The organism is Achromobacter sp. 1011811831, from assembly GCF_059760905.1.
Genome location: NZ_JCBANG010000001.1, coordinates 159,687 through 173,105 on the forward strand (window position 1 = coordinate 159,687; position 13,419 = coordinate 173,105).

At 68.4% G+C, this 13,419-nt stretch carries 14 protein-coding genes; 13 read left to right on the top strand and 1 reads right to left on the bottom strand.

Features of this window, described 5'->3' with window-relative positions; all coding sequences use genetic code 11:
• The 13 genes from AC6LJ9_RS00595 to AC6LJ9_RS00655 all read left to right on the top strand — a co-directional run bounded on the left by AC6LJ9_RS00595 (nt 1) and on the right by AC6LJ9_RS00655 (nt 12,021).
• Complete coding sequence (locus AC6LJ9_RS00595; protein ID WP_498146090.1) at nt 1-1,200, top strand: type II secretion system F family protein; 1,200 nt, start codon at nt 1-3, stop codon at nt 1,198-1,200.
• A gap of 42 nt (nt 1,201-1,242) precedes the next feature.
• Nucleotides 1,243-2,820, top strand: coding sequence for a GspE/PulE family protein (locus AC6LJ9_RS00600; protein WP_498146091.1), 1,578 nt, complete (start codon nt 1,243-1,245; stop codon nt 2,818-2,820).
• Nucleotides 2,801-3,535 carry a hypothetical protein gene (locus tag AC6LJ9_RS00605; RefSeq protein WP_498146092.1) on the top strand — a complete coding sequence of 245 codons (735 nt, stop codon included), beginning with the start codon at nt 2,801-2,803 and terminating at the stop codon, nt 3,533-3,535. The genes AC6LJ9_RS00600 and AC6LJ9_RS00605 overlap by 20 nt, the downstream gene beginning before the upstream one ends.
• A 17-nt stretch (nt 3,536-3,552) precedes the next feature.
• Nucleotides 3,553-4,062 carry a THO complex subunit 5 gene (locus AC6LJ9_RS00610; protein ID WP_103272825.1) on the top strand — a complete coding sequence of 170 codons (510 nt, stop codon included), beginning with the start codon at nt 3,553-3,555 and terminating at the stop codon, nt 4,060-4,062.
• Nucleotides 4,059-4,634: a hypothetical protein gene (locus tag AC6LJ9_RS00615; RefSeq protein WP_498146093.1), complete on the top strand. Its 576-nt coding sequence runs from the start codon at nt 4,059-4,061 to the stop codon at nt 4,632-4,634. Before AC6LJ9_RS00610 ends, AC6LJ9_RS00615 begins: the two co-directional genes overlap by 4 nt.
• Nucleotides 4,631-5,116 (top strand): hypothetical protein, encoded by a 486-nt coding sequence (locus tag AC6LJ9_RS00620; RefSeq protein WP_498146094.1) that lies wholly within the window; start codon nt 4,631-4,633, stop codon nt 5,114-5,116. Before AC6LJ9_RS00615 ends, AC6LJ9_RS00620 begins: the two co-directional genes overlap by 4 nt.
• Entirely contained in the window at nt 5,113-6,912 is a 1,800-nt protein-coding gene (locus tag AC6LJ9_RS00625) for a secretin GspD/PilQ domain-containing protein (RefSeq protein ID WP_498146095.1), read from the top strand. The genes AC6LJ9_RS00620 and AC6LJ9_RS00625 overlap by 4 nt, the downstream gene beginning before the upstream one ends.
• An 8-nt stretch (nt 6,913-6,920) precedes the next feature.
• On the top strand, nt 6,921-7,397 hold the full coding sequence (locus tag AC6LJ9_RS00630; protein ID WP_498146096.1) for a type II secretion system protein: 477 nt from the start codon (nt 6,921-6,923) through the stop codon (nt 7,395-7,397).
• Nucleotides 7,372-7,761 carry a type II secretion system protein gene (locus AC6LJ9_RS00635; protein WP_498146097.1) on the top strand — a complete coding sequence of 130 codons (390 nt, stop codon included), beginning with the start codon at nt 7,372-7,374 and terminating at the stop codon, nt 7,759-7,761. The genes AC6LJ9_RS00630 and AC6LJ9_RS00635 overlap by 26 nt, the downstream gene beginning before the upstream one ends.
• Nucleotides 7,748-8,221, top strand: a complete 474-nt coding sequence (locus AC6LJ9_RS00640) for a type II secretion system protein (protein ID WP_498146098.1) — start codon at nt 7,748-7,750, stop codon at nt 8,219-8,221. The genes AC6LJ9_RS00635 and AC6LJ9_RS00640 overlap by 14 nt, the downstream gene beginning before the upstream one ends.
• A 176-nt stretch (nt 8,222-8,397) precedes the next feature.
• Nucleotides 8,398-9,084: a response regulator transcription factor gene (locus tag AC6LJ9_RS00645; protein WP_498146099.1), complete on the top strand. Its 687-nt coding sequence runs from the start codon at nt 8,398-8,400 to the stop codon at nt 9,082-9,084.
• A 20-nt stretch (nt 9,085-9,104) separates the two neighbouring features.
• Complete coding sequence (locus AC6LJ9_RS00650) at nt 9,105-10,301, top strand: sensor histidine kinase (protein ID WP_498146100.1); 1,197 nt, start codon at nt 9,105-9,107, stop codon at nt 10,299-10,301.
• Nucleotides 10,302-10,554: 253 nt separating this feature from the next.
• The gene (locus tag AC6LJ9_RS00655) at nt 10,555-12,021 is read left to right on the top strand and encodes a lytic polysaccharide monooxygenase (RefSeq protein ID WP_498146101.1); all 1,467 of its coding nucleotides are present in this window, start codon (nt 10,555-10,557) and stop codon (nt 12,019-12,021) included.
• 156 nt (nt 12,022-12,177) lie between these two features.
• On the opposite strand, the gene AC6LJ9_RS00660 is transcribed toward AC6LJ9_RS00655, so the two are convergent.
• A complete protein-coding gene (locus tag AC6LJ9_RS00660; RefSeq protein ID WP_498146102.1) occupies nt 12,178-13,377 on the bottom strand; it encodes an MFS transporter in 1,200 nt (399 codons plus the stop codon).
• Nucleotides 13,378-13,419: the final 42 nt, after the last annotated feature.

Sequence of the window (13,419 nt, forward strand, 5' to 3'; positions counted from 1 at the left end):
ATGGGCGGCGAATACAGGGTCCGGCTGTTGCGGCGGGACCAGGTCTGCGAGCGCGTATGCCGCGCCGGCAGCAAGGACGCCGCCGTCGCGCAGATCGGCCCGGATGAGGGCGTGGTCCTGGACGTGCAGCGCGTCAGGCCCGCGCGCATCGCGGGCGCCGCCGGCAAGCGCCGCCGCATCTCGCTGGGCCTGCTGCTGCAGGAGCTGTCGGCGCTGCTGGAGGCGGGGCTGGCCCTGATCGAAGCCCTCGAGGCTCTGAGCGACAAGGCCGGCGCCGGCAGCCGCCAGGTGCAGGCCGTGCTCGCGGCCCTGCTCAAGGAGCTGTACCAGGGGCAGCCCCTGTCGAAGGCCATGCAGGCGCAGCCGGACGTCTTCCCGGAGCTGCTGGTGGCCACCGTGGCGTCGGCCGAGGGCAGCGGACAGCTGCCGCAGGCGCTGCGGCGCTATCAGCACTATGAGCTGCGGATCGAGAACATCCGCAAGAAGGTCGTGGGCGCGTTGCTGTATCCGGCCGCCGTGGTCGCGGTCGGCTTCGGCGTCCTGATGTTCATGCTGTTCTTCGTGATCCCGCGCTTCGCCGTGGTGTTCGAAAGCCTGCAGGCCCTGCCGGCCACGGCGCAGGCCCTGCTGTGGTGGGCGCGGCTGGTGCGGGAGCACGGCATGGCGCTGGGCGCGGGCATCGCCGGCGTGATCGCGGCTGCCGTGCTGGCGTTGCGCACGGCGCGCATCCGCGCGGCGCTGGCCGCGCTGATCTGGCGGCTGCCCAAGCTGCGCGACGTGGCCTTTCTGTTCGTGCTGGCGCGCTTCTATCGGACGGTGGGGCTGCTGGTCGAAGGCGGCACGCCGGTGCTGCAGGCACTGGAGCTGTCGCGGCGCCTGTTGCCGCAACGGCTGGCCGCGAGGCTGGAACAGGCCCTGGCCGAGCTGCGCGCCGGCAAGGCGGTGGGCGAGACGCTGGCCGCGCACGGACTGACCACGCCGGTGGCGCGGCGCCTGCTGCGGGTGGGCGAGCACAGCGGCGACCTGGGCGGCATGTGCGAACGGATCGCGCTGTTTCACGACAGCACCCTGGACCATGCGGTCGAGGTTTTCGGAAAGGTCTTCGAGCCATTGCTGATGCTGGTGGTCGGCGCAATGGTGGGGACCATCGTGGTGCTGCTGTACATGCCGATCTTCGAATTGGCCAGCAGCATGGGATAAGCGCGCGGACAGGCGCCCGCGCCGTCCGGTCAGGAGATGAACATGACGGAATCGATGCCCGAATCCGGGACGACGCAGGCGCAGGCGTGGATCGCGCGGCCCGGCCTGCTTGAGCAGGAACTCGCGCGCGCGCCACAGCTGCTGCCCATGGTCGCCATGGCGCTGGGCATGCAGCATATGGAGCCGGCCGACTGGGCCAGGGCCGTCGCCAGGCACGACGTGCTGCCGCTGGCCGACGCCCTGCACTGCCGCGTCGCGATGGTGGAGCGGGACGGCGAGCTGCTGGCGGTCATGAGCGCGCCGCTGGACCGGCGCGTGCGGCTGTGGTTGCAGACGCGCTTCGAGGGCCGGCCGGTGCGGTTCGCGCTGGCCCTGCCGGGCGCGGTCGACGCCTGGCTCAAGCAGGCCGAGGCCAGCGAACGTGTGCTCGACGGCGTTGCCGTGGACGTTGCCGAGGACACGCTGGCCAAGGCGGTGGAGTCCATTTCCATCGCTTCGCTCGCCAAGGACGAAAGCCCGGTGATCCGGCTGGTGAACATGACGCTCTATGACGGCCTGCAGAGCCGCGCCAGCGATATCCACCTGGAGTCGGACCAGGAAGGACTGCTGATCCGCTACCGCATCGACGGCGCGATGCACACCATTCGCAAGGTGCCCGGCCAGCTGACCGCGAACCAGGTGATGTCGCGCCTGAAGGTGCTGTCCAGCCTGGACATCGCCGAGAAGCGTGTGCCGCAGGACGGGCGCTTCAAGGTCGAGCTGCAGGGCCGCGAGGTGGATTTCCGCGTGTCCATCATGCCGGGCAACCATGGCGAGAACGCGGTCCTGCGCCTGCTGGACCGCTCGCAGAAGGACGAGCGCCTCAGCCTGGATGGCCTGGGCTTCCCGGCGCAGACCGCCGCGCGCATCCGCGCGCTGGCGCAGCTGCCCTATGGCCTGACGCTGATCACGGGTCCGACGGGCAGCGGCAAGTCGACGACGCTGTATGGCGCGCTGTCCGAGCTGAACACCGGCGACGAGAAGATCATCACCATCGAGGATCCGGTGGAGTACGAAATGGCCGGCGTGCTGCAGATTCCCGTCAACGAAAAGAAGGGGCTGACCTTCGCGCGGGGGCTGCGCTCCATCCTGCGCCACGACCCGGACACGATCCTGGTGGGCGAGATCCGCGATGCGGAGACGGCCGCCATTGCCGTGCAGTCGGCGCTGACCGGGCACCGCGTGCTGTCTTCGGTGCATGCCAATGACGCGTTCAGCGTGATCGACCGATTTCTCTACATGGATGTGGAGGCGGCCACGTTCCTGGAATCGCTCAACGGCGTGGTGTCGCAGCGGCTGGTGCGGCGCCTGTGTCCGCATTGCGGCGGCGGGCCGGTCGCGCCGGCGGCGGCATGCGAGGCCTGCCGCGGCACCGGCTTCCTGGGGCGCATCGCGCTGGCCGAGGTATTGCGCCTGGACAGCCGCATGAAATCGGCGCTGCTGGAACGGTCCCCGGAACGCAGGCAGGCGGCCCTGGCCGCCTGCGCCGACTATCAATCGATGCGCGATGCCGCCGGCGAGGCGGTCGCGCGCGGGCTGACGACTTATCAGGAGGTGTGCCGTGCCGTCGCTATGGAATGAACGCGCCATGCTGATCGACGCCGAGAAGGTGACGGTGCTGGCGCCGCTCGGGCATGGCCGCAGCCAGCCGCATGGCGGCGATCCGGCAGGCGCGGCCGGCGAATTGCTGGCAGGCCTGCGGCGCCGGCGCGGCGCGTGGCGCAACCGGCTGCGCGTGTGGATCGGCTATCCGTGGGCGCACGCGCAGGTGTTGCCCTGGCAAGCCACGCTGGGCGGCGGCGATCGTCAGTGGGAGGCCTATGCGCGGGCGCTGATGCGCGAGCGCGGCGTTGCCGGGCCGCTGCGCCTGCGGCTGGATGCGGGCCGTCATGGTCGCGCGCGGCTGGCCTTCGGCATCGATGCCGGCCTGCTCGACGCGCTGGAACGCACGGCCTCGGCTGGCGGCTGGCGGTTGTGGTCCTGCCACGATCTGCTGTCTTCCTGCCTGGCGCGACATCGCGCCGCGCTGCGCGACAGCGGCGGCCTGGTGCTGGCCGAGACCGGTGCGCTGAGCTGCCTGTGGCGGTCCGCACAGGGCTGGGAGGATCTGATCACGCTGCGCCGCGAGCCGGGGCAGCCATTGGAGACGCTGTTGTCCATGGCTGAACTGCTGTGCGGCCGCGCGGGCGGGAACGGCTATCGCTGGTCGTCCCTGTGCGCGCCCGATGCGCTGCCCTTGCCGGACGCCTCGCGCTGGCTGGGCGCGCCGCATCCCATGCTGGCGGTGGCGGCATGAAGGCCCGGACAAGAGGAATGGCGGACTTCGCGCGGCGCGCCGGGCTCAACGGCGCCTGCCTGGTCGCCGGTCTGCTGCTGCTGGTCGTGGTTGGCCTGACGGCCTGGCGCGAATGGAGCGTCCTGGCCCTGCGTCGCGAGGTCGCGTCCATGGAGGACAGCCTGGCGCAGCGCCGCCTCCAGCAGGAACGCGAGCAGCGCCGCAGGCTGGCGCAATCGCCCGAGGAGCGCGAGATCGAGGCCCTGCTGTCGCGCCAACGGGCCGAGGACCGGCTGCGGCCGGCCATCCTGCGCGCGGTCGAGAAGGCCTGGTCGCCGCGCGTGGCCATGCTGGGACTGAAGCTGGAGTCGGGCGGCAAGTCCGCTCGCGTGGAAATGCTGGTCGCCAGCCTGAAAGAGGCCTTCGCCTTTGTCCAGCGCCTGAACGCGGCGCAGCCGGGCTTTTACGCCGTGGTCGAGCGTCACGGCCTGCGGCCGGGCGATCCGAACCAGGCCACCGTTGTGTCGATCCTGGTGGAGGTCCGATGAACCTGCGGGCTGTGTTGGTCAAGCGCCGCGAGGCGTTGGGCAATGTTCCATTGCTGGCGTGCTGCCGCTGGCATCTGCAGCGCTGGCGCGCGGCGCTGGGCCGGGGCGGCCTGCTCGCGCTGGCAAGCGCCATCGTGCTGGCCGTCCACGGCGCTTTCGTGCTGTGGCCCGAGCAGGGCGAGCTGCGTCGCCAGCGCATTGAGCTGATCGCGCAATTGCAGGCCTGCCACACATCCGCGTCGGCGCCGGCCGCTGCCATGGAGCAGGTGCGCGCACAGCTGCGCATGGCGCTGGACCAGCGCAAGTTCGCCGTGATGGAGCAGCTGGGCGGGGCCGGGCTGCTGTTGATCGATATTCGCTATCGCGGCGAGGACGCCGTGCGCGGCAGCCTGCGGCGCACGTCGATGGATGTGTCGGCGGTGGGCTCCTACAAGGACCTGACCGCGGCGCTGGAGCTGCTGGCCGCGCAGCCGCTGCTGCGCATGGAGACGCTGGCGCTGGATCGCCAGCGCCCGGAGAACCGGCTGATCGAGGTGAAGATGAAGCTGAGCATGCTGGGAGCGCCGCGATGAGCCGGGCGCGCGTGGGCATGATGGCCGCATTGCTGGCGGCCTGTGGCGTTGCGGGCGTCGCGCGGGCGGGCAACGTCGATATCTTTCCGTCGCAAAGCTGGGACTCGCTGTCGCGCGCGACGCGGGAAGCGCAGGACGGACAAGGGCCGGACGTGGATGCGGACGCGGCGTCCGCCGCCGCGCAGCGGTCCAGGTCCGCCCCGGCGGCGGACGCCGTCGCCGCGCCGCTGTTCGCCCGCGTGGGCGAGTGGCGCGAAGCGGGTCAGCGGATCGTGGTGTTGCGCTCCGAGGACCGCCTGTATTTGCTGTGCCAGCGCTGCGCCGCGCCATCCGCGCTGCGGCCCGGCGGCGCGCCCAGGGACGGGTACCGCCTGAAGTCCCTGGAACCCGGACGCGCGGTGCTGCTGGCGCCGGATGGCCAGGAGGTGAGCGTGGACCTGCCGTTCTCTCCCGAATTTCCTCAAGGAACAGGATCATCATGATTTCCAGATATGCCGCCACGGCGGCGCTACTCGGTCTCGTCCTGGGCGGCTGCTCGGCGCCGGGAATGTTCAAGCAGGGCGCTGGCGATGCGCCGTCGTCCGACGCCGCCGGACGCTACGCGCAGGCGCTGGCCCGCCAGGAGCAGGCGCCCGACGATATCGAGAACGGCAAGAACCTGGCGCGCGATGGCGCGCAGGCCGCGCTGGACCTGCTGCAGCGCGTGCGCGGCAAGATGGCTGCTGGCGACGAAGCCGGCGCGCAGGCTGAACTGTCCGCCTTGCTGGCCGTCCAGCCCGGCAATATGCGCGCCCGCCAGCTGCAAGCGCAGCTGGAGCGTCGCCTGCTGCTCAAGCGGGACCTGGCCGAGGCCGGCAAGCGGCAGGCCGACCATCCGGCCGAGGCGCTGGACATCGTCAACCGGATCCTGCAGGAACAGCCGGACTACGAACCGGCCAGGGCGTTGCGTGCCACCCTGATGCGCGCCCAGGTGCAGCGCGCCTCGGCACGGCCCAAGTTGGCCGACGCGCTGCGCAAGCCCGTCTCGCTGAATTTCAAGTCGCAGCCGGTGGTGCAGATCCTGGAGGCCATTTCGAAGATCGCCGGCGTGGACTTCGTGCTGGATCCGGAGGTGGCCTCGTCGGCGCCGGCCACCATCATCGCCGACCAGACCACCGCCGAGGACGCCATCAATCTGCTGTTGCGCACCAGCAAGCTCGAGAAGAAGGTGCTGAGCGAGCGCAGCCTGCTGATCTATCCGGCCAGCGCGGAAAAGTCCAAGGAATACCGCGAGCTGATGGTGCGCGTGTTCTACCTGAGCAATGCCCAGGCCGCCAAGGTGGTGCCGGCGCTGCGGCAGGTGGGCACGATCAAGAACGTGCACCTGGATGAACGCGCCAACGCGCTGATCGTGCGCGATACGCCCGAGGTCATCGCGGTGGCCGAGCGCATCGTCGCCGCGCTGGACCTGGCGCAGTCGGAAGTGACCATGGATGTGCGCGTGCTGGAAGTGAACACCAATGACGAGCTGGAAGTCGGCGTGGACTATCCCAGCGACCTGCGCCTGTCGATCCTGCCTCAGGGCGAGAGCGGCAAGGTGACCGTGGGCGACATCCTTGGCCTGAACAGCGACATGCTGGGCGTTTCCAGCCGCAACGAGCTGTCCATGGCACTGAACCTGCTGCAGAAGCGCGGCAAGACCCGCGTGCTCGCCAATCCCAAGATCCGCGTGCGCAACATGGAAAAGGCCAGCATCAAGATCGGCGAGAAGGTGCCGGTGGTGACCACCACCAATGCCAATGGCGTGGTGACCGAGTCGGTGAATTATCAGGACGTCGGCCTGAGCCTGCAGGTCGAGCCGCAGGTCACGCTGGGCAACGACGTGTCCGTCAAGGTCAGCATGGAAGTCAGCAACCTGAAGGGCGAGGTCAAGACGGCGGGCGGCGGCGTGGTCTATCCCATGAGCACCCGCAACGCCGAGACGGTGATGACCGCGAGGGACGGCGAGACGCAGGTGCTGGCCGGACTGGTCAACCAGAAACAGTCCGGCAACACCAGCGGCCTGCCGGGGCTGAGCACGCTGGAATGGCTGGGCAGCCTGTTCGGCAGCAGCAAGGACAGCGAGGAATCGACCGAGATTGTGCTGCTGCTGACGCCGCACGTGGAGCGTTCGCTGGAGCTGCCGGCGGCGTCCAACAGCTATTTCCCGTCCGGCACCGAAGCCAGCGTGACCGTGCTGCCCTTGACGACCGCGCCGGCCCGGCCCGGGCTGGACGCGCCGCTGGCGCCGCCGTATTGAGGATGCCCATGCGCAGGCAACAAGGCTTCACCCTGATCGAAATGCTGGCCGCGCTCACGCTGCTGGCGCTGTTGCTGAGCGTGGCGCTGCCCTACGCCGATCTGGTCCGGCGCCGCAATCAGGAAGAGGATCTGAGGCACAGCCTGCGCCTCGTGCGCGATGCGATCGACGCCTATCACGCGGCCAGCCTGGAGGGGAAGATCGACAAATCCCTGGATCGCAGCGGCTATCCGCCGGATCTGGACAGCCTGACGCGAGGCGTGACGGACAAGAGCGATCCGAACGGGGGCAAGCTGTACTTCCTGAGGCGCCTGCCGGCGGATCCGATGTGCCAGTCCTGCGAGGGAACGGACGCGGCAGACACCTGGGAGACCCGCAGCTACGACAGCTCGGCCGAGTCATTCTCGTCCGGCCGCGATGTATTCGACCTGCGTTCCCGCAGCGAAAGAAAAGGAACCAATGGCATCCCGTACAACGCATGGTAGGCGCGCCTGCGCCGGCTTCACGCTGATCGAGCTGCTGGCCGTGATGGCCATCGTCGGCGTGTTGACGGCGCTGGTGGCGCCGTCTTTCTTCAAGAGCAACGACCGCGCGAGAGAGACGGTGCTGCGACACAACCTGCGCGCGATCCGGTTGGCCATCGACGACTACCGCGCCGATCACGGCGTCAATCCGGAGGGTCTGGAAAAGCTGGTGTCCGGCAAGTACCTGCGCGAGTTGCCGCTGGACCCGCTGACGGGCAAGCGCGATTCCTGGAAGGCGCAGGCCGCCGAAGAGGGCGGCGTGGCGGACGTGACCAGCGGCGCGCCGGGCAAGGGCCTGGATGGAAGCAGCTATGAGACGTGGTAGCGCGCCGGCGCGCGCGCAGTCAGGCTTGGCGTACCTGGGCGTGCTGATGCTGGCGGGCGCCATCGCCGCCGGCCTGGCCGCCACGGCGCGGCCCTGGAGCATGCAGCAGCAGCGCGCGCGCGAGGCCGAGCTGCTGTTCATCGGCCAGCAGTTCCAGCGGGCGATCGCGTCCTATTACCGCGCCGGCCCGGCGCCGGCGTTTCCAAGATCCCTCGACGCCTTGCTCAAGGACAGCCGCGTGCCGTTCATGCTGCGGCATCTGCGCCGCCTGTACCGGGATCCGCTCACGGGCAGCGCCGATTGGGGCGTGGTGAAGGGGCCGGACGGCGGCGTCATCGGCGTCTACAGCCAGGCGCCGGGCAAGCCGCTCAAGCAGGACGGATTTCCCGCCAGCCTGGGCGATTTCGCCGGCAAGGGCCGCTATGCGGACTGGATCTTCCTGTACGACGAACGGCGTTGAGGGGCCGGTTTCTGCCACGGAAAGTGAATTTGGTTAGCAAAACCTACCACGTCTTTTCTTTGAGAATTTTCTGATTGGGTGGGCAAATTTGTTATGGAATGATGCGTCCCTGACACATTACTGACCGGAGGCATGCGCATGTTCAAAGTACCTGCGACGACCCGGGGAGGCGCAGCATGATCGTTGCCGTTCTCGAGGACTGTCCGGCCCAGCGGGCTTGGGTCACCAAGCTGCTGCACGATCGCGGCCATCAGGTGGTGGCGCGCGGCGATGGCGACAGCTTCATCGCGCTGCTGCGCAACCAGGCCGTTGACGCGGCCTTGCTCGATTGGGAAGTGCCCGGCGCGTCCGGCCTGTCCGTGCTGTCCTGGGCGCGGTCCAATCTGAACCGCTCGATGCCCATCCTGATGCTGACGCAGCGCGACGATGAGGACGACATCGTCACCGCGCTGAATGCGGGCGCGGACGATTACCTGCACAAGCCGCTGCGCGAACGCGAGCTGCTGGCGCGCGTGGCCGCGCAGGCCAGGCGCGCGCGTCACGCCGATGCGCCGATGCAGGAGCTGCAGGTCGGTCCCTATGCGTTCGACCTGCAGTCGCGCAGGCTGACCGTGGAAGGGCGGCCCGTCAGCCTGCCCGCGCGCGAGTTCGAGCTTGCGGCTTTGCTGTTTCGCAACCCTGGCAGGATCCTGACCAAGGATGCGCTGTGCCAGCACATTTGGGGCACGGTGGACCGGAAGTACGACGCCAGCCTGGCCACGTACATCAGCAACCTGCGTTCGGCGCTGGGGCTGCGCGCGCGCAACGGTTATGTGGTCTCCACGGTCTACAACTACGGATACCGCCTTGAGCGCGTGGCCTGATCTTTCCGGGATGGCGTGATATGGGACTGTCGAAATTCCTGGACTCGCGAGCCGACGACACGGCGCTTGCACCTTGCCGAAACGCCTGGCTGTGCTGTCACCTGAGCATCGTCGCCCTGGCGCTGGTTCTGCCCGGGGGCCGCGTGGGTTCGCCGCCCCGGCCTTTCAGCGCGGCGGATGTACTGGTCATCGCCTGCGTTGCCCTGTTCATCATGGCCCTGGGCCTGTTCCATCAGCGCGGACGAGCCGCGTTGCGCCTGGCGGTCTTCTGGACCGCCGTGGTGCTGACGCTGATCATCGCGCGACGCGTGACACCGGCCGGGTCGCCGGTGATGGCGGTGGTGTTCATGCTGGGCTGCATGGTCCGCTGGCGCGTCGGCGTTTCACGGGCCCGCGCCCAGGTTTCCCTCGAGGCAGCCCCACGGGCGGCCGCGGCGACATCCGAACCGCCAAAGATCGCGCCTGCCGCGCCCGACCGCGACGCCGTCGCGCAGATGGTGCACGACCTGCGCAGTCCCCTGTCGGCCGTGCTCGCGCTGGTCGACAAGCAGGGCGCGGACAAGCCCGAGGCGGTGCATCATGACTTTCTGCGTTCGGTGCGGGACCAGGTGCAATACGGCCTGTCGGTCGCGCAGCACTTCATGCAGCGGTCGCGAGCGGAACGGCTGGACCGGTCGCGCTTCCTGCCGGTGTCGCTGCAAGACCTGGCGCACAGCGCGGCGGACCAGGTGTTTCCCCTGGCCGACAAGAAAGGCGTGTCGATCGCCGTGGAGGACGGCGACGAAACGCTATGGGTGGCCGGCGACTACTGCATGTTGCTGCGCGCCGTCGTCAATCTGCTGGAGAACGCCGTCAAGTATTCGGCATCGGGCACGCGGGTCACGCTTGGCGCGCAACGCCAGGGCAATGCCGCGCGGCTGTACGTGACGGACCAGGGCGTGGGCATCGCGGCCGAGGCCTTGCCCCGGCTGTGCCAGGCGTTCTACCGGGCCGCGGCGGCGCGCAAGCACTGCCAGGACGGCGTGGGGATGGGCCTGGCCATCGTGGCCGCCGTGGCCAAGGGGCATGGCGCGGAGGTGATGGTGAAATCGCGTCCGAGCCAGGGGAGCACCTTCATCCTGACCATGCCGTTGTTGCCGCGCGGTGGCGCGCTTGAAGAGGATGATCTCCCCGAACCCGGCGGCGCCGCGCAAGGCGCCGCCGTCAGACTGGAATGAGGCGCCCGCGAGGCGCTTTTTTTAGGTCTTGCCACACGAGGGACCATGGCGCCGGGCATGTGGCGAGACGTACGGCGAGGAGCGCGGCGCGCAGGCCCGTGCCTGTCGGTGGCCCCGATATTCAGGCTCTCTTGAGAATGGTTTTTCGAATGAAGGGCGGTCCACATAATGCGCCCGCTTTCGCGATTCGTCGCTTCATCCGGATTCGCGTTGGCGTTCACCTTCATTCTCACATTCAAAGGACTCAACAGAGATGCGTGCTTCCCTGCGCAATGCGGTCAAGATGGCGCTGCCCGTCGCGGCCCTGACCCAGGCCGTGCTGATGGCCATGGCTCCGACCTCCGCCAACGCCCACGGTTCCCTGATCGACCCGCCCAGCCGCGAATACGCGTGCAACAAGTTCGACACGCCGTGGAGCAATCCCAAGCACAGCGGCTGCGGCAAGATCGCCCCGCAGTCGTCCAGCTGGATGTCCAACAACGTGGGGGGCGTGCTGGACAACCACCAGGACTACATCCGCGACGGCCTGCTATGCGCGGGCGGCAAGGAAGACTGGAAGGAAATCGACGGCAACCATGATTGGCCCACCACGGTCCTGACGCCGGGCGCGGACGGCAAGCTGACGTTCAAGTACGAGCAGACTGCTCCGCACATCACCAAGTACTTCCGCACCTACATCAGCAAGGACAGCTACGACCCCAAGGTTGGCCTGCGCTGGTCCGATCTGGAACTGATCGGCGATTCCGGCTGGATGGACCGTCCCGTGGACGACAAGATCTCCAAGCTGGACGTGAAGATCCCGGCCCAGTACACCGGCAAGCGCGTGATCTACACGGTCTGGCAGCGTGATCCTTCGGACGCCAAGGAAGGCTTCTACTCCTGCTCGAACGTGGACGTGATGCCGGTCGACATGCAGTGGAAGGCCAGCGGCACGCTGGAAGGTGGCCAGGTCGAGACCGGCTCGACCATGACCCTGCGCGTGTTCGACAAGGTGCGCGGCGGCGATCTGGAAAGCCACTCCATTATCGTGTCCAAGGGCCAGGAAAAGCCCGAGCAGTGGCAGTATGTGCTGTCCCAGAAGACCAACAATGCCTCCGGCATCGTTCGCCTGGGCAAGCTCGGCGCCGACGGCAAGGTCGTGCCGCAGCCGGTCGCCAATGGCAACGAAGTCTACGGCCTGAACAAGGTCTACAGCTTCGCCGTCGACCAGCGCGGTCCGGAACCCGTCGATCCCCCCGTCGGCATCGTGCCGCCCACCGCGAAGGTGACCGGCCCGGCCACCGCCGAGGGCGGCGCCACCGTGCTGCTGTCGGGCAAGAGCTCGAACAACGGCGGCGGCAAGCTGACGTATCTGTGGAAGCTGCCGGCTGGCATCACCGCGCCGGTGAACCAGGCCGACCTGAGCTTCGTCGCGCCCAAGCTGTCGCAGGACAAGGCCTACACGTTCGGCCTGACCGTGACCAATGAAAAGGGCTCGTCCTCGGCCGAGCACACCGTCACGGTCAAGAAGCAGGACCAGGGCGGCGGCGGCACCGGCGGCGGCAAGTACCCGGCCTACAAGGAAGGCACGGCCTACAAGGCGGGCGAACGCGTCAGCAACGCTGGCCAGGATTTCGAGTGCAAGCCCTGGCCCTACACCAACTGGTGCGGCCAGTCGGCGCAGTACTACGCGCCGGGCACGGGCCTGAACTGGTCGGAAGCCTGGACCGAAGTGAAGTAAGGCGGTAGTGGATCTGGCTCCCTGTCAGCCCGTCCCATGGGACGGGCAGGCGAGTCCGGAATCCGTGGGGCCGGGTCCGGCATTGCGCCGGGCCCGGCCTGTTTCAGGGCAGGCAGCTTGCGCCGGCGCTTGATGCTGGCGGCCGTCCCAAGACGCTCAATCCGCGCGCCGCGCGCCCGCCATGATGGCCAGCAGGGCCGCCAGCAGCGCGCAGCCCGACACTTGCAGGATGCCTGCCAGGGTCCAGCCCATTTCGCCTTTCAGATGACCGAGCAGGTAGCCCGCGAAAGCGGCGGGAATGTAGAGGCTTGCCACGAAAAGGCCGGAAGCCTGCGCGGCCTTGGCGCTGCTGACAGACTTGATGATGCCCGCAGACAGATTGGCGTAGACCATGCCGCTGATGGCCGCGCCGAAGACAAAGGACAGCGTCGCGTGCAGCGCCAGGGAATGGCCGAGTTCGGTGAACAGCAGGCCGCCGGCCACGGCAGAGATCAGCAACGAGAAGAACAGCAGCTTGCGGTAATCGTAGCGGTCCCCCAGCCAGCCGCCTAGCAGCGACAGCAGGGCTCCCAGGCCGTAGAAGCTGACCGCGCCCGCCGCCTGCTTGGGCGTGAAGCCCAGCGCGTCGCGCAGATAGGTCGGGTACAGGCCCAGATAGCCGTAGATGGACAGGCCGGCGAAGGCGGTGGCGACGGCCAGCATGAGCGGCGTCGGGGTCCACAGGCTGTCCAGCGCGGGATCGGCCGGCGCGCCGGAGCGGTTCGCTGTCGGATCGGGCTGCGGACGCGCTTCGCTGAACCATGGCTTGACCAGCGGCACGATCAGCACGAAGGCCACGATGCCGGACAGGCCGAACACGATGAAGGGCATTTTCCAGTGCGTGGCGCCGAGGATGGCGGCGCCCAGGTTGGGGCCGATGATGGCGCCGATGCCGAAGGTGAAGTTCAGCGAGCTGGCGGCGACCGCGCGGTGCTGGAAGAAGTAGCTCGTGCCGATGGCCAGCAGGGCGGTCAGCTGCATGGCCTCGCCCAGGCCCGAGACGAAACGGTAGAGCAGCAGATCGGGCAGGCCGCGCGAGTAGGCGGTCAGGTAGGTCGCGGCCGAGAAGATCACCAGGCCGACCAGCGTGACCGACTTGCGCGACGTCTTGCCCAGCAGGTAGCCGGTCGGAATGCCCGCCACGCCCATGCCCAGCGTGAAGACCGTGGACGCCAGTCCCACCTGCGGCAGGCTCAGATCCAGCGCGTTGCGGACATCGGCCGCCAGCACCGAGAACAGTTGCCGGTCTATGGCATTGATGACATACGAGAACAGCAGCACGGCGAACATCCCGAGTGCTGCATGGCGCTTTTGCATTTGGGGAACTCCTGTGTGGGCGTTGATGGGGATGACGTGGCC

Excerpts from the sequence above, each read along its gene's own strand:
- AC6LJ9_RS00595 (WP_498146090.1), top strand. The coding sequence starts at position 1 with ATGGGCGGCGAATACAGGGTCCGGCTGTTGCGGCGGGACCAGGTCTGC.
- AC6LJ9_RS00600 (WP_498146091.1), top strand. The coding sequence starts at position 1,243 with ATGACGGAATCGATGCCCGAATCCGGGACGACGCAGGCGCAGGCGTGG.
- AC6LJ9_RS00610 (WP_103272825.1), top strand. The coding sequence starts at position 3,553 with ATGGCGGACTTCGCGCGGCGCGCCGGGCTCAACGGCGCCTGCCTGGTC.
- AC6LJ9_RS00615 (WP_498146093.1), top strand. The coding sequence starts at position 4,059 with ATGAACCTGCGGGCTGTGTTGGTCAAGCGCCGCGAGGCGTTGGGCAAT.
- AC6LJ9_RS00620 (WP_498146094.1), top strand. The coding sequence starts at position 4,631 with ATGAGCCGGGCGCGCGTGGGCATGATGGCCGCATTGCTGGCGGCCTGT.
- AC6LJ9_RS00625 (WP_498146095.1), top strand. The coding sequence starts at position 5,113 with ATGATTTCCAGATATGCCGCCACGGCGGCGCTACTCGGTCTCGTCCTG.
- AC6LJ9_RS00630 (WP_498146096.1), top strand. The coding sequence starts at position 6,921 with ATGCGCAGGCAACAAGGCTTCACCCTGATCGAAATGCTGGCCGCGCTC.
- AC6LJ9_RS00635 (WP_498146097.1), top strand. The coding sequence starts at position 7,372 with ATGGCATCCCGTACAACGCATGGTAGGCGCGCCTGCGCCGGCTTCACG.
- AC6LJ9_RS00640 (WP_498146098.1), top strand. The coding sequence starts at position 7,748 with ATGAGACGTGGTAGCGCGCCGGCGCGCGCGCAGTCAGGCTTGGCGTAC.
- AC6LJ9_RS00645 (WP_498146099.1), top strand. The coding sequence starts at position 8,398 with ATGATCGTTGCCGTTCTCGAGGACTGTCCGGCCCAGCGGGCTTGGGTC.
- AC6LJ9_RS00650 (WP_498146100.1), top strand. The coding sequence starts at position 9,105 with ATGGGACTGTCGAAATTCCTGGACTCGCGAGCCGACGACACGGCGCTT.
- AC6LJ9_RS00655 (WP_498146101.1), top strand. The coding sequence starts at position 10,555 with ATGCGTGCTTCCCTGCGCAATGCGGTCAAGATGGCGCTGCCCGTCGCG.
- AC6LJ9_RS00660 (WP_498146102.1), bottom strand. The coding sequence starts at position 13,377 with ATGCAAAAGCGCCATGCAGCACTCGGGATGTTCGCCGTGCTGCTGTTC.